The 16639-nt window shown below is 58.0% G+C and carries 18 protein-coding genes and 1 riboswitch; of the genes, 6 read left to right on the plus strand and 12 right to left on the minus strand.

Translation table 11 applies throughout. The features are described 5' to 3' along the window. Positions 1 to 56: 56 nt before the first annotated feature. Positions 57 to 1163 (plus strand): ABC transporter permease, encoded by a 1107-nt coding sequence (locus ACJTMZ_RS06575; RefSeq protein WP_017384932.1) that lies wholly within the window; start codon positions 57 to 59, stop codon positions 1161 to 1163. Here ACJTMZ_RS06575 and ACJTMZ_RS06580 read toward each other — a convergent pair. Further along, a complete protein-coding gene (locus tag ACJTMZ_RS06580) occupies positions 1125 to 1535 on the minus strand; it encodes a YbhQ family protein (protein WP_003858499.1) in 411 nt (136 codons plus the stop codon). The genes ACJTMZ_RS06575 and ACJTMZ_RS06580 overlap by 39 nt on opposite strands. Before the next feature lie 133 nt (positions 1536 to 1668). Between ACJTMZ_RS06580 and ACJTMZ_RS06585 the strand changes: the two genes are divergently transcribed. The 3 genes from ACJTMZ_RS06585 to ACJTMZ_RS06595 are packed head-to-tail and all read left to right on the plus strand — an operon-like array spanning position 1669 to position 4627. Then, complete coding sequence (locus tag ACJTMZ_RS06585) at positions 1669 to 2430, plus strand: endonuclease/exonuclease/phosphatase family protein (RefSeq protein WP_017384933.1); 762 nt, start codon at positions 1669 to 1671, stop codon at positions 2428 to 2430. Beyond that, positions 2427 to 3665, plus strand: coding sequence for a cardiolipin synthase ClsB (gene clsB / locus ACJTMZ_RS06590; RefSeq protein WP_252010874.1), 1239 nt, complete (start codon positions 2427 to 2429; stop codon positions 3663 to 3665). The genes ACJTMZ_RS06585 and clsB overlap by 4 nt, the downstream gene beginning before the upstream one ends. Next, positions 3665 to 4627, plus strand: coding sequence for a YbhN family protein (locus tag ACJTMZ_RS06595; protein WP_015571080.1), 963 nt, complete (start codon positions 3665 to 3667; stop codon positions 4625 to 4627). The genes clsB and ACJTMZ_RS06595 overlap by 1 nt, the downstream gene beginning before the upstream one ends. A gap of 126 nt (positions 4628 to 4753) precedes the next feature. On the opposite strand, the gene ACJTMZ_RS06600 is transcribed toward ACJTMZ_RS06595, so the two are convergent. The 6 genes from ACJTMZ_RS06600 to moaA form a co-directional block, all read right to left on the minus strand. Next, positions 4754 to 5461: a Bax inhibitor-1/YccA family protein gene (locus ACJTMZ_RS06600; RefSeq protein WP_015571081.1), complete on the minus strand. Its 708-nt coding sequence runs from the start codon at positions 5459 to 5461 to the stop codon at positions 4754 to 4756. Between the two features lie 58 nt (positions 5462 to 5519). Beyond that, positions 5520 to 5972, minus strand: a complete 453-nt coding sequence (gene moaE, locus ACJTMZ_RS06605) for a molybdopterin synthase catalytic subunit MoaE (protein ID WP_015571082.1) — start codon at positions 5970 to 5972, stop codon at positions 5520 to 5522. Between the two features lies 1 nt (position 5973). Beyond that, positions 5974 to 6219 carry a molybdopterin synthase sulfur carrier subunit gene (gene moaD / locus ACJTMZ_RS06610; protein ID WP_003858510.1) on the minus strand — a complete coding sequence of 82 codons (246 nt, stop codon included), beginning with the start codon at positions 6217 to 6219 and terminating at the stop codon, positions 5974 to 5976. After that, positions 6212 to 6697, minus strand: coding sequence for a cyclic pyranopterin monophosphate synthase MoaC (moaC, locus tag ACJTMZ_RS06615; RefSeq protein ID WP_017384934.1), 486 nt, complete (start codon positions 6695 to 6697; stop codon positions 6212 to 6214). The genes moaD and moaC overlap by 8 nt, the downstream gene beginning before the upstream one ends. Positions 6698 to 6700: 3 nt before the next feature. Continuing rightward, a complete protein-coding gene (gene moaB, locus ACJTMZ_RS06620) occupies positions 6701 to 7213 on the minus strand; it encodes a molybdenum cofactor biosynthesis protein B (RefSeq protein ID WP_015571084.1) in 513 nt (170 codons plus the stop codon). A gap of 24 nt (positions 7214 to 7237) precedes the next feature. Then, entirely contained in the window at positions 7238 to 8227 is a 990-nt protein-coding gene (moaA, locus tag ACJTMZ_RS06625; protein WP_017384935.1) for a GTP 3',8-cyclase MoaA, read from the minus strand. Then, a riboswitch (molybdenum cofactor riboswitch) is annotated at positions 8215 to 8348 on the minus strand. Its footprint overlaps the gene before it by 13 nt. A gap of 226 nt (positions 8349 to 8574) precedes the next feature. On the opposite strand from moaA, the gene yvcK reads away from it, so the two are divergent. Continuing rightward, positions 8575 to 9483, plus strand: coding sequence for a uridine diphosphate-N-acetylglucosamine-binding protein YvcK (gene yvcK / locus ACJTMZ_RS06630; RefSeq protein ID WP_017384936.1), 909 nt, complete (start codon positions 8575 to 8577; stop codon positions 9481 to 9483). Between the two features lie 78 nt (positions 9484 to 9561). Here the strand turns inward: yvcK and uvrB are convergent, their stop codons facing one another. Further along, positions 9562 to 11577, minus strand: coding sequence for an excinuclease ABC subunit UvrB (uvrB, locus tag ACJTMZ_RS06635; protein WP_408626887.1), 2016 nt, complete (start codon positions 11575 to 11577; stop codon positions 9562 to 9564). Positions 11578 to 12325: 748 nt separating this feature from the next. Between uvrB and ACJTMZ_RS06640 the strand changes: the two genes are divergently transcribed. Next, on the plus strand, positions 12326 to 13048 hold the full coding sequence (locus tag ACJTMZ_RS06640) for an ABC transporter ATP-binding protein (RefSeq protein ID WP_015571086.1): 723 nt from the start codon (positions 12326 to 12328) through the stop codon (positions 13046 to 13048). On the opposite strand, the gene bioD is transcribed toward ACJTMZ_RS06640, so the two are convergent. Genes bioD through bioB form a run of 4 tightly spaced genes read right to left on the minus strand, consistent with a single transcriptional unit; the run spans position 13011 to position 16638 of the window. Continuing rightward, the gene (gene bioD / locus ACJTMZ_RS06645) at positions 13011 to 13712 is read right to left on the minus strand and encodes a dethiobiotin synthase (protein ID WP_026094362.1); all 702 of its coding nucleotides are present in this window, start codon (positions 13710 to 13712) and stop codon (positions 13011 to 13013) included. The two genes, ACJTMZ_RS06640 and bioD, sit on opposite strands and share 38 nt — an antisense overlap. After that, entirely contained in the window at positions 13705 to 14460 is a 756-nt protein-coding gene (gene bioC, locus ACJTMZ_RS06650) for a malonyl-ACP O-methyltransferase BioC (protein WP_015571087.1), read from the minus strand. Before bioC ends, bioD begins: the two co-directional genes overlap by 8 nt. After that, a complete protein-coding gene (gene bioF / locus ACJTMZ_RS06655) occupies positions 14444 to 15601 on the minus strand; it encodes an 8-amino-7-oxononanoate synthase (RefSeq protein WP_192972180.1) in 1158 nt (385 codons plus the stop codon). Before bioF ends, bioC begins: the two co-directional genes overlap by 17 nt. After that, positions 15598 to 16638 (minus strand): biotin synthase BioB, encoded by a 1041-nt coding sequence (gene bioB / locus ACJTMZ_RS06660; RefSeq protein WP_017694116.1) that lies wholly within the window; start codon positions 16636 to 16638, stop codon positions 15598 to 15600. Before bioB ends, bioF begins: the two co-directional genes overlap by 4 nt. Position 16639: the final 1 nt, after the last annotated feature.

Below are 16639 nucleotides of genomic sequence, written 5' to 3' on the forward strand. Positions count from 1 at the left end.
CATCGGATTTTGTAGGTCGGGTAAGCGCAAGCGCCACCCGACAGGAGGACGACGCGATGTTTCACCGTTTATGGACATTGATCCGCAAAGAGCTGCAATCCTTGCTGCGCGAGCCGCAGACCCGCGCAATTCTGGTGCTGCCGGTGCTGCTTCAGGTTGTACTGTTTCCGTTTGCCGCCACGCTGGAGGTCACCAACGCCACCATCGCCATTTACAACGAAGACAACGGCAAGCATTCCGTCGAGTTGACGCAGCGTTTCGCCCGCGCCAAAGCCTTTACCCATGTCCTGCTTCTGGAAAGCCCACAGGCGATCCAGCCCACCATCGACACGCAAAAAGCATTATTGCTGGTACGCTTCCCGGCGGACTTCTCCCGCAACCTGGACACATTCCAGACCGCGCCGATGCAGCTGATCCTCGACGGACGTAACTCCAACAGCGCCCAGATTGCGGCGAACTATTTGCAACAGGTGGTGAAGGATTACCAGCAGGAGCTGATGGCGGGCAAACCCAAACCCAACAACAGCGAGCTGGTGGTGCGCAACTGGTACAACCCGAACCTGGACTATAAATGGTTTGTGGTGCCGTCATTAATCGCCATGATCACCACCATTGGCGTGATGATTGTCACCTCGCTGTCCGTGGCGCGCGAACGTGAGCAAGGTACGCTGGATCAGCTGCTGGTCTCACCGCTCGCCACCTGGCAGATATTTGTCGGCAAGGCGGTGCCGGCACTGATTGTCGCGACGTTCCAGGCCACCATCGTGCTGGGGGTGGGAATATGGGCGTACCAGATCCCGTTTGCCGGATCGCTGGCGCTGTTTTACTTCACGATGGTGATTTACGGCCTGTCGCTGGTGGGGTTTGGGCTGCTGATTTCCGCGCTCTGCTCAACGCAGCAGCAGGCGTTTATCGGGGTGTTTGTCTTTATGATGCCGGCGATTTTGCTTTCAGGGTACGTTTCGCCAGTGGAGAACATGCCGGTGTGGTTACAGGATTTGACGTGGATAAACCCAATTCGTCACTTCACGGATATCACCAAGCAAATCTATCTGAAGGATGCGAGTCTGGATATTGTGTGGGGAAGTTTGTGGCCGCTACTGGTCATCGCGGCCACAACGGGCTCAGTGGCCTATGCGATGTTTAGACGAAACATCGCGTAGCTTTTTCTCTTTGGTGAGCAACGACACCACCGCAGGCCCTGCGAGGATAGCCAGACCCGCCAGGGCCAGCAGCAGGTTGTTTTGCAGCACGCGTGACAACAGCCACAGGACGATCATTGCCGCACCAAAATACCAGGTGGTGGTGAGCTCTTCGAGCACATCACCCACTTCACGCCAGCGCGCGTCGTGGTGACGCTGTAAAAACAGCATCGACAGCACGGTCACGCCGTAAACCACGCATAACCCTAAGCCGACACGCACCAGCGTGCCGCTCATCCAGCCCATCACCAGTACGGCCACGACCAGTAAATGCAACATTATCTGCCAGCAACTCAAACCGGTTGCGACACGAACGCGTTGTTGCCACTTCATGGCTTCTCTCCTGAAGGATTTTTCTCTGCTAATTCAGACTACCGCACTTTACGGAAAATTCCGTAACGCCGCATCTTTTTGTGACGCCTACTACACTTTATTTTCATCGGGATAGTCACCCAGGAAGGTGTTTATGAGCAAAAAAACGCAGCATTTCTCGCTTAAGGTGCTGACGATAAACATTCATAAGGGCTTCACAGCATTTAACCGCCGCTTCATTTTACCGGAGCTGCGCGACGCGGTACGCACCGTCAGCGCCGATATTGTCTGCCTCCAGGAGGTCATGGGCGCGCACGAAGTGCACCCTATGCATTTCGAAAACTGGCCCGACACGCCCCACTACGAGTTTCTGGCGGATACCATGTGGAGCGATTACGCCTACGGGCGCAATGCGGTCTACCCGGAGGGGCATCACGGTAACGCGGTGCTGTCGCGTTTTCCTATCGAGCATTATGAGAACCGCGACGTCTCCGTTGGCGAGAGCGAAAAACGCGGGCTGTTATACTGTCGTATCACCCCCCCGGCGCTCGATTTTCCCATTCATGTGGGCTGTGTTCATCTTGGCCTGCGTGAAGCCCACCGTCAGGCCCAGCTACAGATGCTGGCAGACTGGACCAATGCGCTGCCGGAGGGCGAGCCCGTAGTGGTGGCCGGTGATTTCAACGACTGGCGACAGCGGGCCAACCATCCGCTGAAGGTGAAGGCGGGGCTGGAGGAGATCTTTACCCGCTCACGCGGTCGTCCCGCGCGGACGTTTCCGGTGCGCTTCCCCCTGCTGCGCCTTGACCGCATTTACGTAAAAAATGCCCACGCCAGCAGCCCGACGGCGCTGGCTTTACTCAACTGGCGACATCTCTCCGACCATGCCCCACTCAGCGCGGAGATCCACTTATGAAATGCACATGGCAGGAAGGTAACCGTATTACGCTGCTGGAAAATGGCGATAACTTTTATCCGGCGGTTTTTGAGGCGATTAGCCACGCACAGCAGAAAGTCTTTCTCGAAACGTTTATCTGGTTTGAAGACGATGTGGGCAGGCAGTTGCACAGCGCACTGCTGCATGCCGCCCGTCGCGGTGTAAAAATCGAGGTTCTGCTCGACGGATATGGTTCGCCGGATCTCAGCGACGAATTTGTTAACGAGCTCACCGCCGCAGGTGTGGTGTTCCGCTATTACGATCCCGGCCCGCGTCTGTTCGGCATGCGCACCAACCTGTTCCGCCGAATGCACCGCAAAATTGTGGTGGTGGATGAAACGGTGGCCTTCGTTGGCGGCATTAACTACTCCGCCGAGCATATGTCGGATTACGGTCCCGAAGCTAAACAGGACTACGCGATCCGTATCGAAGGACCGGTGGTTCAGGACATCCAGCTGTTCGTGCTGGAAAACTTACCCGGCAAAGAGGCCGCTCGCCGCTGGTGGCGACGCCGTCATCGCCCGGAAGAGAACCGCAAGCCCGGCGAGGCGCAGGCGCTGTTCGTCTGGCGGGATAACGAGGAGCACCGGGACGATATCGAGCGTCATTACCTGAAGATGCTGGCGAACGCGAAGCGCGAGGTGATTATCGCCAACGCCTATTTCTTCCCTGGTTACCGGATTTTGCACGCCATGCGCAACGCGGCCCGACGCGGCGTGAGCGTGAAGCTTATCGTGCAGGGTGAGCCCGATATGCCGATTGTGAAGGTGGGCGCGCGTCTGCTCTATCGCTATCTGGTCAAAAGCGGCGTGCAAATCTATGAATATCGCCGCCGCCCGCTGCACGGCAAAGTCGCCGTGATGGATGACCACTGGGCGACCGTTGGCTCCAGCAACCTCGATCCGCTGAGCTTATCGCTCAATCTGGAAGCGAACCTGATCATCCACGATCGCCAGTTTAATCAGACCCTGCGCGATAACCTTCAGGGTCTTATCAATAAAGACTGCGTGCGTGTGGATGAGTCCATGGTGCCGAAACGGAGCTGGTGGAACGTGGGCATCGGCGTGGTGGTGTTCCACTTCCTGCGCCACTTCCCGGCCATGGTGGGCTGGCTGCCCGCGCATACGCCGAAACTGGCGCTGGTGTATCCGCCTGTGCAACCCGAAATGGAAACCCAGGACCGCGTAGAGGCGGAAGATGGAGGGAAAACCTGATGTCGAAATCTCATCCTCGCTGGCGGCTGGCGAAAAAAATCCTGACCTGGCTGTTCTTCATTGCCGTCGCGGTCCTGCTGGTGGTGTATGCCCAAAAGGTGGACTGGGAAGAGGTGTGGAAAGTTATTCGCAACTACAACCGGACAGTCCTGCTGGGGGCCGTTGGGCTGGTGATTGTGAGCTACCTGATGTACGGCTGCTATGACCTGCTGGGACGTGCCTACTGCGGACATAAGCTTGCCAAACGGCAGGTTATGCTGGTGTCATTCATCTGCTATGCCTTTAACCTGACGCTGAGCACCTGGGTGGGCGGGATTGGTATGCGCTATCGCCTGTACTCCCGCCTTGGCTTACCGGGCGGCACCATCACGCGTATTTTCTCCTTAAGCATCACCACCAACTGGCTGGGGTATATCCTGCTGGGCGGGGTGATTTTCACCATCGGCGTGGTGCAGCTGCCTGCGCACTGGTACATCGATGAGGCTACCCTGCGCATCCTGGGCATCGTACTGCTGCTGATCATCGCCGCCTACCTGTGGGCCTGCGCCTTTGCCAAACGTCGTCACATGACCATTAAAGGCCAGAAGCTGGTGCTGCCGTCATGGAAGTTTGCCGTCCTGCAAATGGTGGTTTCCAGCGCTAACTGGATGGCGATGGGGGCCATTATCTGGCTGTTGATTGGCGAAGATGTGAACTACTTCTTCGTGCTGGGCGTGCTGCTGGTAAGCAGTATTGCCGGGGTGATTGTGCATATTCCGGCGGGTATTGGCGTACTGGAGGCGGTGTTTATCGCGCTGCTTGCGGGGGAGCATGTGTCTCACGGGACGATTATCGCCGCCCTGCTCGCGTACCGCATGATCTACTACTTCCTGCCGCTGGCGCTGGCAACGGTCTGTTATCTGGTGCTGGAGAGTCGGGCGAAGAAGCTGCGCGCGAAGAACGAGAGGATGTTGGCGAAGTGAGTTGTGTCGGGTAGCGCTGCGGTCTGATGCCCTCACCCCGGCCCTCTCCCACGGGGAGAGGGAGAAAAGCCCGCACCGTGCAATCCCCTCTCCCTGAGGGAGAGGGTTAGGGTGAGGGGGAAATAACTAGCGACGGTTGCCGAAGATACGCAGCAGCATCAGGAACAGGTTGATGAAGTCCAGATAAAGCGTCAGCGCGCCCAGAATCGAGTATTTGCGCAGGTTTGAACTGTCGCGAACATCAATTTGTTCACCGATGTTTTTCAGCTTCTGGGTATCGTAAGCGGTTAAGCCCACGAAGATCACCACCCCGATATAGGTCACCGCCCACATCAGCGCGTCACTCTTCAGCCACAGGTTAACCAGCGACGCCAGCACAATCCCAATCAGCCCCATAAACAGCATGTTGCCGAAGCCGCTCAGGTCACGTTTGGTGGTGTAACCGTACAGGCTCATCACACCGAACATCCCGCCGGTCACCACAAACGTGCTGGCGATGGAAGAGTAGGTGTAAACGATGAAAATACTGGAAAGCGTCAGCCCGGTCAGCGCCGAATAGAGCATAAACAGCGTGGTCGCCATACCCGCACTGAGCTTGTGCACCAGCCCGGAGAGCACGAACACCAGCGCCAGTTGCGCAATAATCAGCCCAAAGAAGGTGATTTTGCTTGAGAAGATAAACATCATCAGTTCAGGCGTGTTTGCCGCATACCACGCGATAAACGCGGTAAGCAGCAGGCCAACCGTCATCCAGCCATACACCTGAGCCATGTAGGTTTGCAGCCCGCTACGGGTCTGCTGAACTATCGAATCGGAACGCGGAAATCGGTCCATGATTCACTCCTGATTAAGTAAACACACACGTTAAGAGTAACACATCCGCGTAAACCAACTACCAACGGCTGGCGGCATGCTTATCGCTGTCGCGTGATTCTACCCAGCGCTCACCTTCCGGCGTCGCTTCACGCTTCCAGAACGGCGCTTTGGTTTTAAGGTAATCCATGATGAACTCCCCCGCCGCAAAAGCACTCCCGCGATGGGCGCTGGTGACGCCGACAAACACAATCTCTTCGCCGGGCCACATTTCGCCGATGCGATGGATAACCGTAACGCGCCCTAGTGGCCAGCGGCCTCGCGCCTCTTCCACAATGGCCGCCAGCGATTTTTCGGTCATTCCCGGATAGTGCTCCAGCGTCAGCGCTTTTACGCTGTCGCCGAGATTATGATTACGCACTTTCCCGGTAAACGTCACGACCGCGCCGTCTTCGTCGCGCCCGGCCAGCCAGTCATATTCCGTGCCCACGTTAAAACGCTCATGGCCGACCAGAATTCGGGTTTCCGTCATCTTAACCCCCTGTGACCGGCGGGAAGAAGGCCACTTCGTCCCCATCGGCCAGCGGGTGGGTCAACTCCACCAGCGTCTGGTTCACGGCGGCCAGCAGTTTGCCTTCGTCCAGCGCCAGCGCCCAGCGGTCGCCTTGCGCCGCCAGATGCGCACGCAGGGCGGCGACATTTTCGAAAGAGCCGTCCAGCGTCAGGCTGTCGGTATTGACCAGCTCACGGACCTGGGCAAAAAAGAGCACCTTAATCATGGCTTTCCACCTTAAAATCACCGGATTTGCCGCCGCTTTTTGCCAGCAGACGCACCGGGCCAATCACCATATCTTTCTGTACCGCTTTACACATGTCGTAGATGGTCAGCGCCGCCACGGAGGCCGCCGTCAACGCCTCCATCTCCACGCCGGTTTTCCCGGTTAAGCGGCACAGGGACTCGATACGCACACGGTTATGCGCCGGCTGCGCCTGCAAATTTACCTCCACTTTGCTGAGCATCAGCGGATGGCAGAGCGGGATGAGGTCCCAGGTACGTTTAGCGGCCTGAATACCGGCGATGCGGGCGGTGGCAAACACGTCACCCTTGTGATGGCTGCCGTCGATAATCATCGCCAGCGTCTCCGGCAGCATGGTGACGAACGCTTCAGCACGCGCCTCGCGCACCGTTTCGGCTTTGGCGGAGACATCCACCATATGCGCTTCGCCAGCGGCGTTTATGTGGGTCAGTTGTGACATAGCTTATTTCTTTAAATGGGGATGAAAATTACACGGACGGGTACGGGCATCCAGCTGCGGGGCAATAATGTTTTCCCACGCGGTGCGGCAGGCTTTGGTCGACCCCGGCATGGCGAAGATCAGCGTCTTATTCGCCACCCCCGCGACGGCACGGGACTGAAGCGTAGAGGTGCCAATCTCTTCAAAGGAGAGCATGCGGAACACTTCGCCGAAGCCTTCCACTTCGCGATCGAACAGCGGGAGCAGCGCTTCCGGTGCCTGGTCGCCTGCGGTAAAGCCGGTGCCGCCAGTGATCAGCACCACCTGGACGTCATCACCCGCAATCCACTGTGAGACCTGAGCGCGAATGGCGTAACGGTTTTCTTTGACGATCGCTTTATCAACAATCTGGTGTCCGGCTTCGTGTGCCGCCTCGCGCAGCCAGTGGCCAGAGGTATCATCCTCTTCACCACGACGTTCGGAAACGGTAAGAATAGCAATGCGTGTCGGGATAAATTCCGCGCTTACCTGACTCATCTTCTGGTTCCTTCTAAAGCCTGATTACCCGCCGATATAGGACAGGTTCTGAGTAATGCCGGTGTTGCCCTGATGCAGGAAATGGGTCTGCTTTTTGTGCGTCAGCGCCTCGGAAATACGTGCTTCAAGCGCGTCCTGCTGGGCGTCATCTTCCAGCAAATCGCGTAGATCGACGCCGCCATCCCCGAACAGGCAAAGATGGAGCTTGCCGACGGAGGAGACGCGCAGGCGGTTGCAGCTGGCACAGAAGTCTTTTTCATAGGGCATGATCAGGCCGATTTCGCCTTCATAATCCGGATGACAAAAGACCTGCGCCGGGCCATCGCTGCGCTGGCGGATCTGGTGGATCCAGCCGCGTTTCAGCAGTTCGTCGCGCAGAACCATGCCGGAGATATGATGGCGACGGAACAGCTCGCTACCCTCCCCGGTCTCCATCAGCTCAATAAAACGCAGTTGAATGCGGCGCGGTTTGATCCACGCCAGGAAAGTGTCCAGCTGATGGTGGTTCACATCACGCATCAACACGGTATTGACTTTGACCTTGTCGAAACCGGCGGTGAACGCGGCATCGATGCCGTCCATCACCTGCTGGAACTTATCCTGGCCGGTAATGGCGTGGAACTGACGGGCGTCCAGGCTATCGACGCTGACGTTGATCGCCGTCAGCCCCGCATCGCGCCAGTTCGCCACGTCACGCGCCATGCGGTAACCGTTGGTGGTCACCGCGATCTGGCGGATACGTTCGTTTTCACGCACGGCGGCAATGATGTCAGGGAAATCACGGCGCAGGGAGGGCTCTCCCCCGGTAAGACGCACTTTTTCCGTGCCAAGTTCAGAGAACGCGCGCGTGACGCGGCGTACTTCATCCACGGAGAGAAAGCCATTATTGGTGACGCTGCCCGGCTTGTAGCCATCGGGCAGGCAGTAGGTGCAACGGAAGTTACACACGTCGGTAATCGACAAACGTAAGTAGAAAAACTTACGCGCGAAAGCATCAGTAAGTTGTGAAGCCATGTACACCTTTCCAGATCGGGAGGCACAGTCATTTCTTTCTGTACCCTGGTGGCAAATCCGCCACGGCCAGGGCGCCATATCTCTCGACACAGGCGCCAGGGCTAGAGTGTATGTTTTCAGTTTTGAAAACGTGGTTATGGCGATAGTAGCGTGGAAATCGCCACTTCGCCATTGTCGCCTTTCGCTATATAAATTTATATATAACGATGTTATCGTGCATTTTCACTACAGAATACGCAAAAACAGCGCTTTCGCATTGATATACGTCATTATGGTTTGTGAGAGGCATCGTCTTTTAGGAGTAGTTGCGTTACTGTGACGCAAGCTTAACAGGATAAGGAATAGGTATGCGCAATCGCACTTTTGCGGATCTGGACCGTGTGGTCGCTCTTGGCGGAGGTCACGGTCTGGGACGCGTGATGTCGTCATTATCGTCACTGGGCTCGCGCCTGACGGGCATCGTGACAACAACGGACAACGGCGGCTCAACCGGGCGGATCCGACGTGCTGAAGGCGGGATTGCCTGGGGTGACATGCGCAATTGCCTCAACCAGCTTATCACGGAGCCAAGCGTGGCCTCGGCGATGTTTGAGTACCGTTTTGGCGGAAATGGTGAACTTTCAGGCCATAATCTTGGAAATCTGATGTTAAAGGCGCTGGATCACCTGAGCGTGCGCCCTCTGGAAGCGATCAATTTAATTCGTAACCTGTTAAAGGTGGATGCATTCCTGATCCCGATGTCTGAACAGCCGGTGGATTTAATGGCGATCGATGCCGACGATCACGAAGTGTATGGTGAAGTGAATATCGACCAGCTTCTTCTTCCGCCAAAAGAGCTGATGACCTACCCCAGCGTACCCGCAACGCGTGAAGCGGTAGAAGCGATTGCCGAGGCCGATCTGATCCTGATTGGGCCGGGAAGTTTTTATACCAGCCTGATGCCGATCCTGCTGGTGAAAGAGCTGGCGCAGGCGCTGCGCAGAACGCCTGCGCCCATGGTCTATATCGGTAATTTAGGCCGCGAACTCAGCCCGGCGGCGGCAAGCCTGTCGCTGGCGGATAAGCTGGACCTGATGGAACAGTACGTTGGTAAGAAAATTATCGATGGTGTCGTGGTCGGGCCGAAAGTGGATGTATCGGGGATTGGCGATCGCGTGGTGGTGCAGGAGCCGCTGGAAGCCAGCGATATTAAATATCGCCACGACCGCCATCTGCTGCGCGAGGCGCTGGAGAAGGCGATTCAGGCATTAGGTTAGGTTCGTTTTGTGCGGCCTGATGCCCTCACCCCGGCCCTCTCCCACAGGGAGAGGGCGAAAACGCCACCGGGCAAAAAACTACGATGCCGCAATAAACAGATCCCGCAGCTGATGCAGCTGATCGCGGATTTGCGCGGCCTCTTCGAACTCCAGGTTCTGCGCATGCTGCATCATCTGCCCTTCCAGCTCGTGGATCTTCTGCTGCAACGCTTTCGGCGTCAGCGCGACGGTATCCTCTTCCACCACTGAACGGGCCTTGCTGCGGCCTTTCGCTTTGGTCTTCGCAATGTTCTGACCCAGCGCCAGGATATCCACCACCTTCTTGTTCAGCCCCTGCGGCGTGATGCCGTGCTCTTCGTTGTAGCGCTGCTGCTTCTCGCGACGACGTTCCGTTTCGCCAATCGCTTTGGCCATCGACGGGGTGATTTTATCCCCGTACAGGATCGCCTTCCCGTTGACGTTACGCGCGGCGCGGCCAATGGTCTGGATCAGCGAGCGCTCGGAACGCAGGAAGCCCTCTTTGTCCGCGTCCAGAATCGCCACCAGCGACACCTCAGGCATATCCAGCCCTTCTCGCAGAAGGTTAATACCGACCAGCACGTCGAACTCGCCCAGACGCAGATCGCGGATGATCTCCATACGCTCCACGGTATCGATATCCGAGTGCAGATACCGCACCTTCTTACCGTGTTCTTCCAGATACTCCGTCAAATCTTCCGCCATACGTTTGGTGAGCGTGGTAACCAGCACGCGCTCGTTGATGGCGGAGCGGGCACGTATTTCCGAGAGCAGATCGTCCACCTGCGTCGCCACCGGACGCACCTCGATAATCGGATCCAGCAGCCCGGTCGGACGCACCACCTGGTCCACCACGTCATCACCGGATTTTTCCAGCTCGTAGTTGCCCGGCGTGGCCGATACGTAGATGGTCTGCGGAGCAAGCGCCTCAAATTCTTCAAACTTCATCGGACGGTTGTCCAGCGCTGACGGCAGTCGGAACCCGTACTCCACCAGCGTCTCTTTACGCGCGCGGTCACCGCGGTACATCCCGCCGATCTGGGGGATCGTAACGTGGGATTCGTCGATCACCAGCAGGCCGTCCGCCGGAAGGTAGTCAAACAGCGTCGGCGGCGCTTCGCCCGGCCCGCGCCCGGAGAGGTAGCGCGAGTAGTTTTCGATGCCGGAGCAGTAGCCCAGCTCGTTCATCATCTCCAGATCGAACTGGGTACGCTGGCTCAGGCGCTGCTCTTCCAGCAGCTTATTGTTCGCCAGCAGCACCTTGCGGCGGTCCGCCAGCTCGGTTTTGATCTCTTCCATCGCCTGCACAATACGCTCGCGCGGCGTTACATAGTGCGTTTTCGGGTAGATGGTGAAGCGCTGGATCACCGACTCGACGTGACCGGTCAACGGATCGAACAGCGACAGGCGTTCAACCTCTTCGTCGAACAGCTCCACGCGCAGCGCCATATCGTCCGACTCCGCCGGGAAGATATCAATCACCTCGCCGCGCACGCGGAAGGTCCCGCGCTGGAACGCCTGATCGTTACGGGTGTACTGCAACTCCGCCAGACGGCGCAAAATCGCACGCTGATCGATGATCATCCCCTGCGTCAGGTGCAGCATCATCTTGAGATAGAGATCCGGATCGCCCAGGCCGTAGATCGCCGACACCGAGGCCACCACCACCACATCACGACGCTCCAGCAGCGCCTTGGTCGCCGACAAACGCATCTGCTCGATATGTTCATTCACCGAGGCATCTTTCTCGATAAACGTGTCGGAGCTGGGAACGTAGGCTTCCGGCTGGTAGTAGTCGTAGTAGGAGACGAAATACTCCACCGCGTTTTCCGGGAAGAACTCTTTCATCTCACCATACAGCTGCGCCGCCAGCGTTTTGTTCGGCGCGAGAACCATCGTCGGACGCTGGAGATCGGCAATGACGTTGGCAATGGTGAAGGTTTTGCCCGAACCGGTAACCCCCAGCAGGGTCTGGTGCGCCAGCCCGTCCTCCAGCCCCTCTTCCAGGCGACGAATAGCCTCGGGCTGATCCCCGGAAGGACGGAAAGCAGAATTCAGTTTAAACGGTTTACTCATGGGCGACGACCTGATGACAGAATAAGCGGCAGGTGAGTAATTTTACTCGTTGTGGCCAGGATTGCCAGTAAAAAACACTGGATGAAAAACCAGTAGCGTGTCAGGATATTTAGCGTAGCGCAGAGAGGATTAGTGCGTTCGCGAGCCAAATTTCGACTGTGACAAAATAAAACACCAGCCTCAGGGGGTTATCCCCAGAACTATTACTTTTTTAACATTTGTCAAGGGCGGTTATGAAAGTTTTATGGCAACAGGTCTCGCTGGCGTTGAGGGAATTGCTTTTATCTAATTCGTTAAAAAATAAAGACTAATTTATTAAGCCGCGTTTCGCACCAATTTGGTTGTAACCCGCGTATTCTCTCGCTTATCGCGGGTTTTCTAACTCTAATGCACAAGGTTATCCACAGGAATAGTGGATAACTGCCTCCAGCCCGTACAGCATGCACTCCAGCAAATTCCCGGTTTTTCCCACGAAGCGGCAGTAAAAAATTTTTATCACTCTTTTTTGCCTGGAAAACGTTCATTTTTTCATAAGCGACTGGCGAGATCTTAATCACAATTCTGTCATTTCTCCTGCACCACAATTCGACATACGCAGCACCGGGAGTGTGCAATTCGTATAAACGTTCAGCTTTTGATAGTGAGTTATTCCTAAAAATGGCCTTTTTTTAATCATTATGAAGTTCCTGGCAGGCGTTTTGCAGACATCACTCTGTGCATCACCCCACACATTTTTAAGGAGAGAAAGATGTTGAGTCTGCGTGCTGTAAATCAGTTTTACGGAAGCCAACATACGCTATGGAACGTGAATATCGATTTCCCGCAAGGCATCTGTACGGGCATTGTTGGCCTGCCTGGCATGGGCAAATCCACGCTTATGAACTGCATTACCGGAAAGGTGCCCGTCGAGAGCGGCACCATCATCTGGCATGAGGCTGGCGCGCCGCCGCATAACTTGCTCAACCCTGCGTCCGCATTCCCGGCGCCGCCGACGATAGGCTACGTCCCGCAGGATCGGCGAATATTTTCCCAGCTCACCGTCGATGAAAATCTGCATATCGCTATGCGGGCGACGGGGAAACCCGACCCGGCATCAAAAAGTGACGTGTATGCCCTGTTTCCGGAGCTCTATCCGCTGCGACAGAGCCGTGCCTCTGCGCTGTCCCCTGACGACCAGTATCAGCTGGCCCTCGCCAGTGCGTTGGTTAATCGTCCGCGCGTGTTGATTCTGGATGAGCCCATGCATGGCGCAGGGCACGGTTTCGCGCGCAGGCTGGGGCAGTTGCTGGTGCGGTTGAATCGGGAGCTGGGAATGACGGTGCTGTTAGCGGAGCAACAGCTGTCGTTTATCCGCCGGGTAGCGGATCGTTTCTGCATGCTCTATCGCGGACGTAACGTGGCACAGGGCCACGTTAACGAGCTGGATGACGACCTTATTGCGCACTGGATGGCGCGGGACATAAGGCGCTGAGGTCGAGATAGCGTCCGGTTTCCGCCTGCTCTGCGCCGTCGGCAAGCCACGGGATCTCGCCGAGAAACGGCGCAGGCAGCACCCGCTTCAGCGTCGCCAGATACTCAGCATGACGTTTACCCGGCGCTACCACGTCATTGGCAATCCACCCTGCCAGACGCAACCCGGCCTGCTGCACGGCCTGGGCGGTCAGCATGGCGTGATTGATACAGCCAAGCTTCACGCCAACCACCAGAATGACCGGAAGCTGCTCGGCCTGCACCCAGTCAGCAAATGTCTGCTCGTCGGACAGCGGGGTAAACCAGCCGCCAGCCCCCTCCACCAGCACCCAGTTGGCCTGCGTTTCCAGGACGCGTAACCCGGAAGAGAGCACCGAAAAATCAATCGGACGATCTTCATCGACGCTGACGATGTGCGGCGAGGTGGGTTCAGCAAAGGTATAGGGGTTCACCGCAGAATAGGCCAGCGTAAGGCTGCTGTTACGCTGTAGCGCCAGCGCATCGGTATTACGTAAGCCTTCCGGCGTCATCTCGCTGCCGGAGGCTACGGGCTTATACCCGGCCGTAGTTTTCCCCAGCAGACGCGCCGCCTGCAACAGCGCGGCGCTGGCAACCGTTTTACCGACTTCAGTGTCCGTGCCGGTAACAAAATAACGTTCAGTCACGTTCAATAATCCCATGAAAAAGATGATAAGAGAGCGGGAACCGGCCCCGCTCCTGCGGCCAGGCCAGCTCGAGACGCTGGAGTTGGCCACGGGTAAGGGGTTTCTTCTCCCGTCCGGCGTGCAGGTGCGTCGCGCCTATGCCCTTAAGCGATCGCATGGCGCTTAACGCATCGCTAAATTCGAGGGTGACGGTCTGGACCACGCTGCGATAGCGCCAGCCTGCCAGCGCCTGAGTGACCTGTTGGTGCGAGAGAAACCGGTTGGCGTGCGGCTGCGCATCCACTGCCCTCCACGCCTGATTCAGCTCTGGCAACGAACTTTCCAGCAAGGTGGTAAAGGCCACCGCTCCGCCGGGCCGCGCCACGCGGTATAGCTCGCGTAGGGCCTGCGGCAGGCTGGCGCACCACTGCACCGCCAGATGGCTCCAGACAAGGTCAAACAGCGCATCCTCCAGCGGGATGGCCTCGATATCGGCCACCAGATAACGGTCTGCTGACTGCTGCTGGCGGGCCTCATCCAGCATCTGCGCGGATAAATCCAGCGCCGTGACGTGGCTACCCGTTGCGCGCCAGTAGCGGCTATTGCCGCCAGGCCCGCAGCCAGCGTCGAGCACCTGCGCAAAACGCCCCTCACCGAGCGCGGCCAGCAGCCCGCGGGCGCTCAGGCGTTGCAGCTCATCGTGCTGTGAATAGCTTTGCGCTGCCCGGCCAAACGCGGCGGCAACGGCCTGTTTATTGACGGGAGACATACAGTGCCTCCAGAAGCGTATCGATATCCTGCGGCTCGTGCGCTGCCGTGAGCGTCAGACGCAAGCGCGCGGTGCCTGGCGGCACGGTGGGTGGGCGGATCGCCGTGACCCACTGCCCGCGCTCTCGTAGCGCCTGTGCCAGCATCAGCGCCCGAGGGTTTTCACCCACAATCACGGGCTGAATGGCGCTGTGCGAGTCGGTAAGCCGGTAAGGCAGTGCGCTTACCCCCCGGCGAAAACGCTGAATATGGTCGGCCAGGCGCGCCCGGCGTTCAGCGCCGTCTTCGCCGCGGATCACCGCAAGCGACGCAGAGAGCGCCACGGCCTGCGCCGGGGGCATGCTGGTGCTGTAGATCAGGTGCCGGGCGAACTGCACCAGGTAATCGGCCACCGGCTCGCTGCACAACACCGCGGCGCCGCTGACGCCGAAGCCTTTGCCGAAGGTGACCACCAGCAGTTCCGGCCTGACGCGTTGCTGGTGCGCGCTTCCGCGCCCCTCCTCGCCGGTGACGCCAATGCCGTGGGCATCGTCGACCAGCAGCCAGGCGTTCTGCTGTTTTGCGACGTCATGCAAAGTGGCAAGCGGCGCGCTGTCGCCGTCCATGCTGAATACCCCTTCCGTCACCGCCAGCTGAAGCCCTGAACAGGGTTTACCCAGCAGGACGTTCAGCTGAGAGGCATCGTTATGGGCAAAACGCCGCAGCTGCGCCGGGCTGAGACTGGCCGCTTCAAGCAGGGACGCGTGGCTCAGGCGGTCCGCGATGATGCGGTCGTCTTTGCCCATCAGGGCGGTAATCACCGCCTGATTCGCGGCAAAACCGGAGATAAACAGCAGCGCCCGCGGGTAGCCCAGCCAGTCGGCCAGCTCTTCCTCCAGCGCCTGATGCGCCGTGGTGTAGCCGCTGACGTGCCCGGAGCCACCGCTGCCCACGCCGTAACGATCCGCGCCCTGCTGCCAGGCGCGAACGATCTGCGGGTGCTGGCTCAGGCCCAGATAATCGTTGCTGGAGAAATTACAGAACCGCTCTCCTTCCCGGGAGAGAAAACGGCCTGCACCGTTTTCCACTACCCTGCGCACCCGAAACGCATCCGCCGCCCGCCTCTCGTCGAGCGCGGTCCTGATACGTGCCTGCCAGGTCATACGGCTGCCGCGTTGTAGAACTGGTCGGTGTCGGCGTTAAAAATCTGCTGCTCCAGCTGCTGCTGTTGCTCGTTATCCCCCGCCTGTACCTCGGTCTGGTGTGGGTTCAGCCCCAGCTTGCGGAACAGCTGGACATCTTTGTCCTCTTCCGGGTTTGGCGTGGTCAGCAGTTTGCAGCCGTAGAAGATGGAGTTGGCCCCGGCCATGAAGCACATCGCCTGGGTCTGCTCGCTCATCTGCTCGCGACCGGCAGAGAGGCGAACGTAAGAGGTCGGCATCATGATGCGCGCCACCGCGATGGTGCGGATGAAATCGAAGGCATCCACGTCCTCGTTATCCGCCAGCGGCGTCCCTTTTACCTTCACCAGCATGTTGATGGGCACGCTTTCCGGCGGGGTCGGCAGGTTTGCCAGCTGTAACAGCAGGCCGGCACGATCTTTTACCGTCTCGCCCAGTCCCACGATCCCGCCGGAACAGACCTTGATCCCCGCATCACGCACTTTATCCAGCGTATCCAGACGCTCCTGATAGGTGCGCGTGGTGATGATGTTGCCGTAGAACTCCGGCGAAGTATCGAGGTTGTGGTTGTAGTAATCCAGCCCCGCCGCCGAGAGACGCTGCGCCTGCTCTTCGTTCAGCGTACCAAGGGTCATGCAGGCTTCAAGCCCCATCGCCTTCACCCCCTTCACCATCTGCTCCAGATAGGGCATGTCGCGGTCATGCGGATTTTTCCACGCCGCGCCCATGCAGAAGCGGGTCGAGCCAGCGTTTTTGGCCTTGCGCGCGGAGTCGAGCACCTGCTCGACTTCCATCAGGCGCTCGGATTCGAGACCGGTTTTATAGCGCGCGCTTTGCGGGCAATATTTGCAGTCTTCCGGGCAAGCCCCGGTTTTGATCGACAGCAGCGTGCTGACCTGAACATGACGCGGATCGAAGTGCTGGCGGTGCACCTGTTGCGCCTCAAACATCAGCTCCAGGAAAGGTTTGTTGAATAATTCAGTGACTTGCGACATCGTCCAGCGTGCGTGGTGAGCCATC

The organism is Enterobacter sp. DN (genome assembly GCF_046054285.1).
Taxonomy (GTDB): domain Bacteria; phylum Pseudomonadota; class Gammaproteobacteria; order Enterobacterales; family Enterobacteriaceae; genus Enterobacter; species Enterobacter hormaechei_C.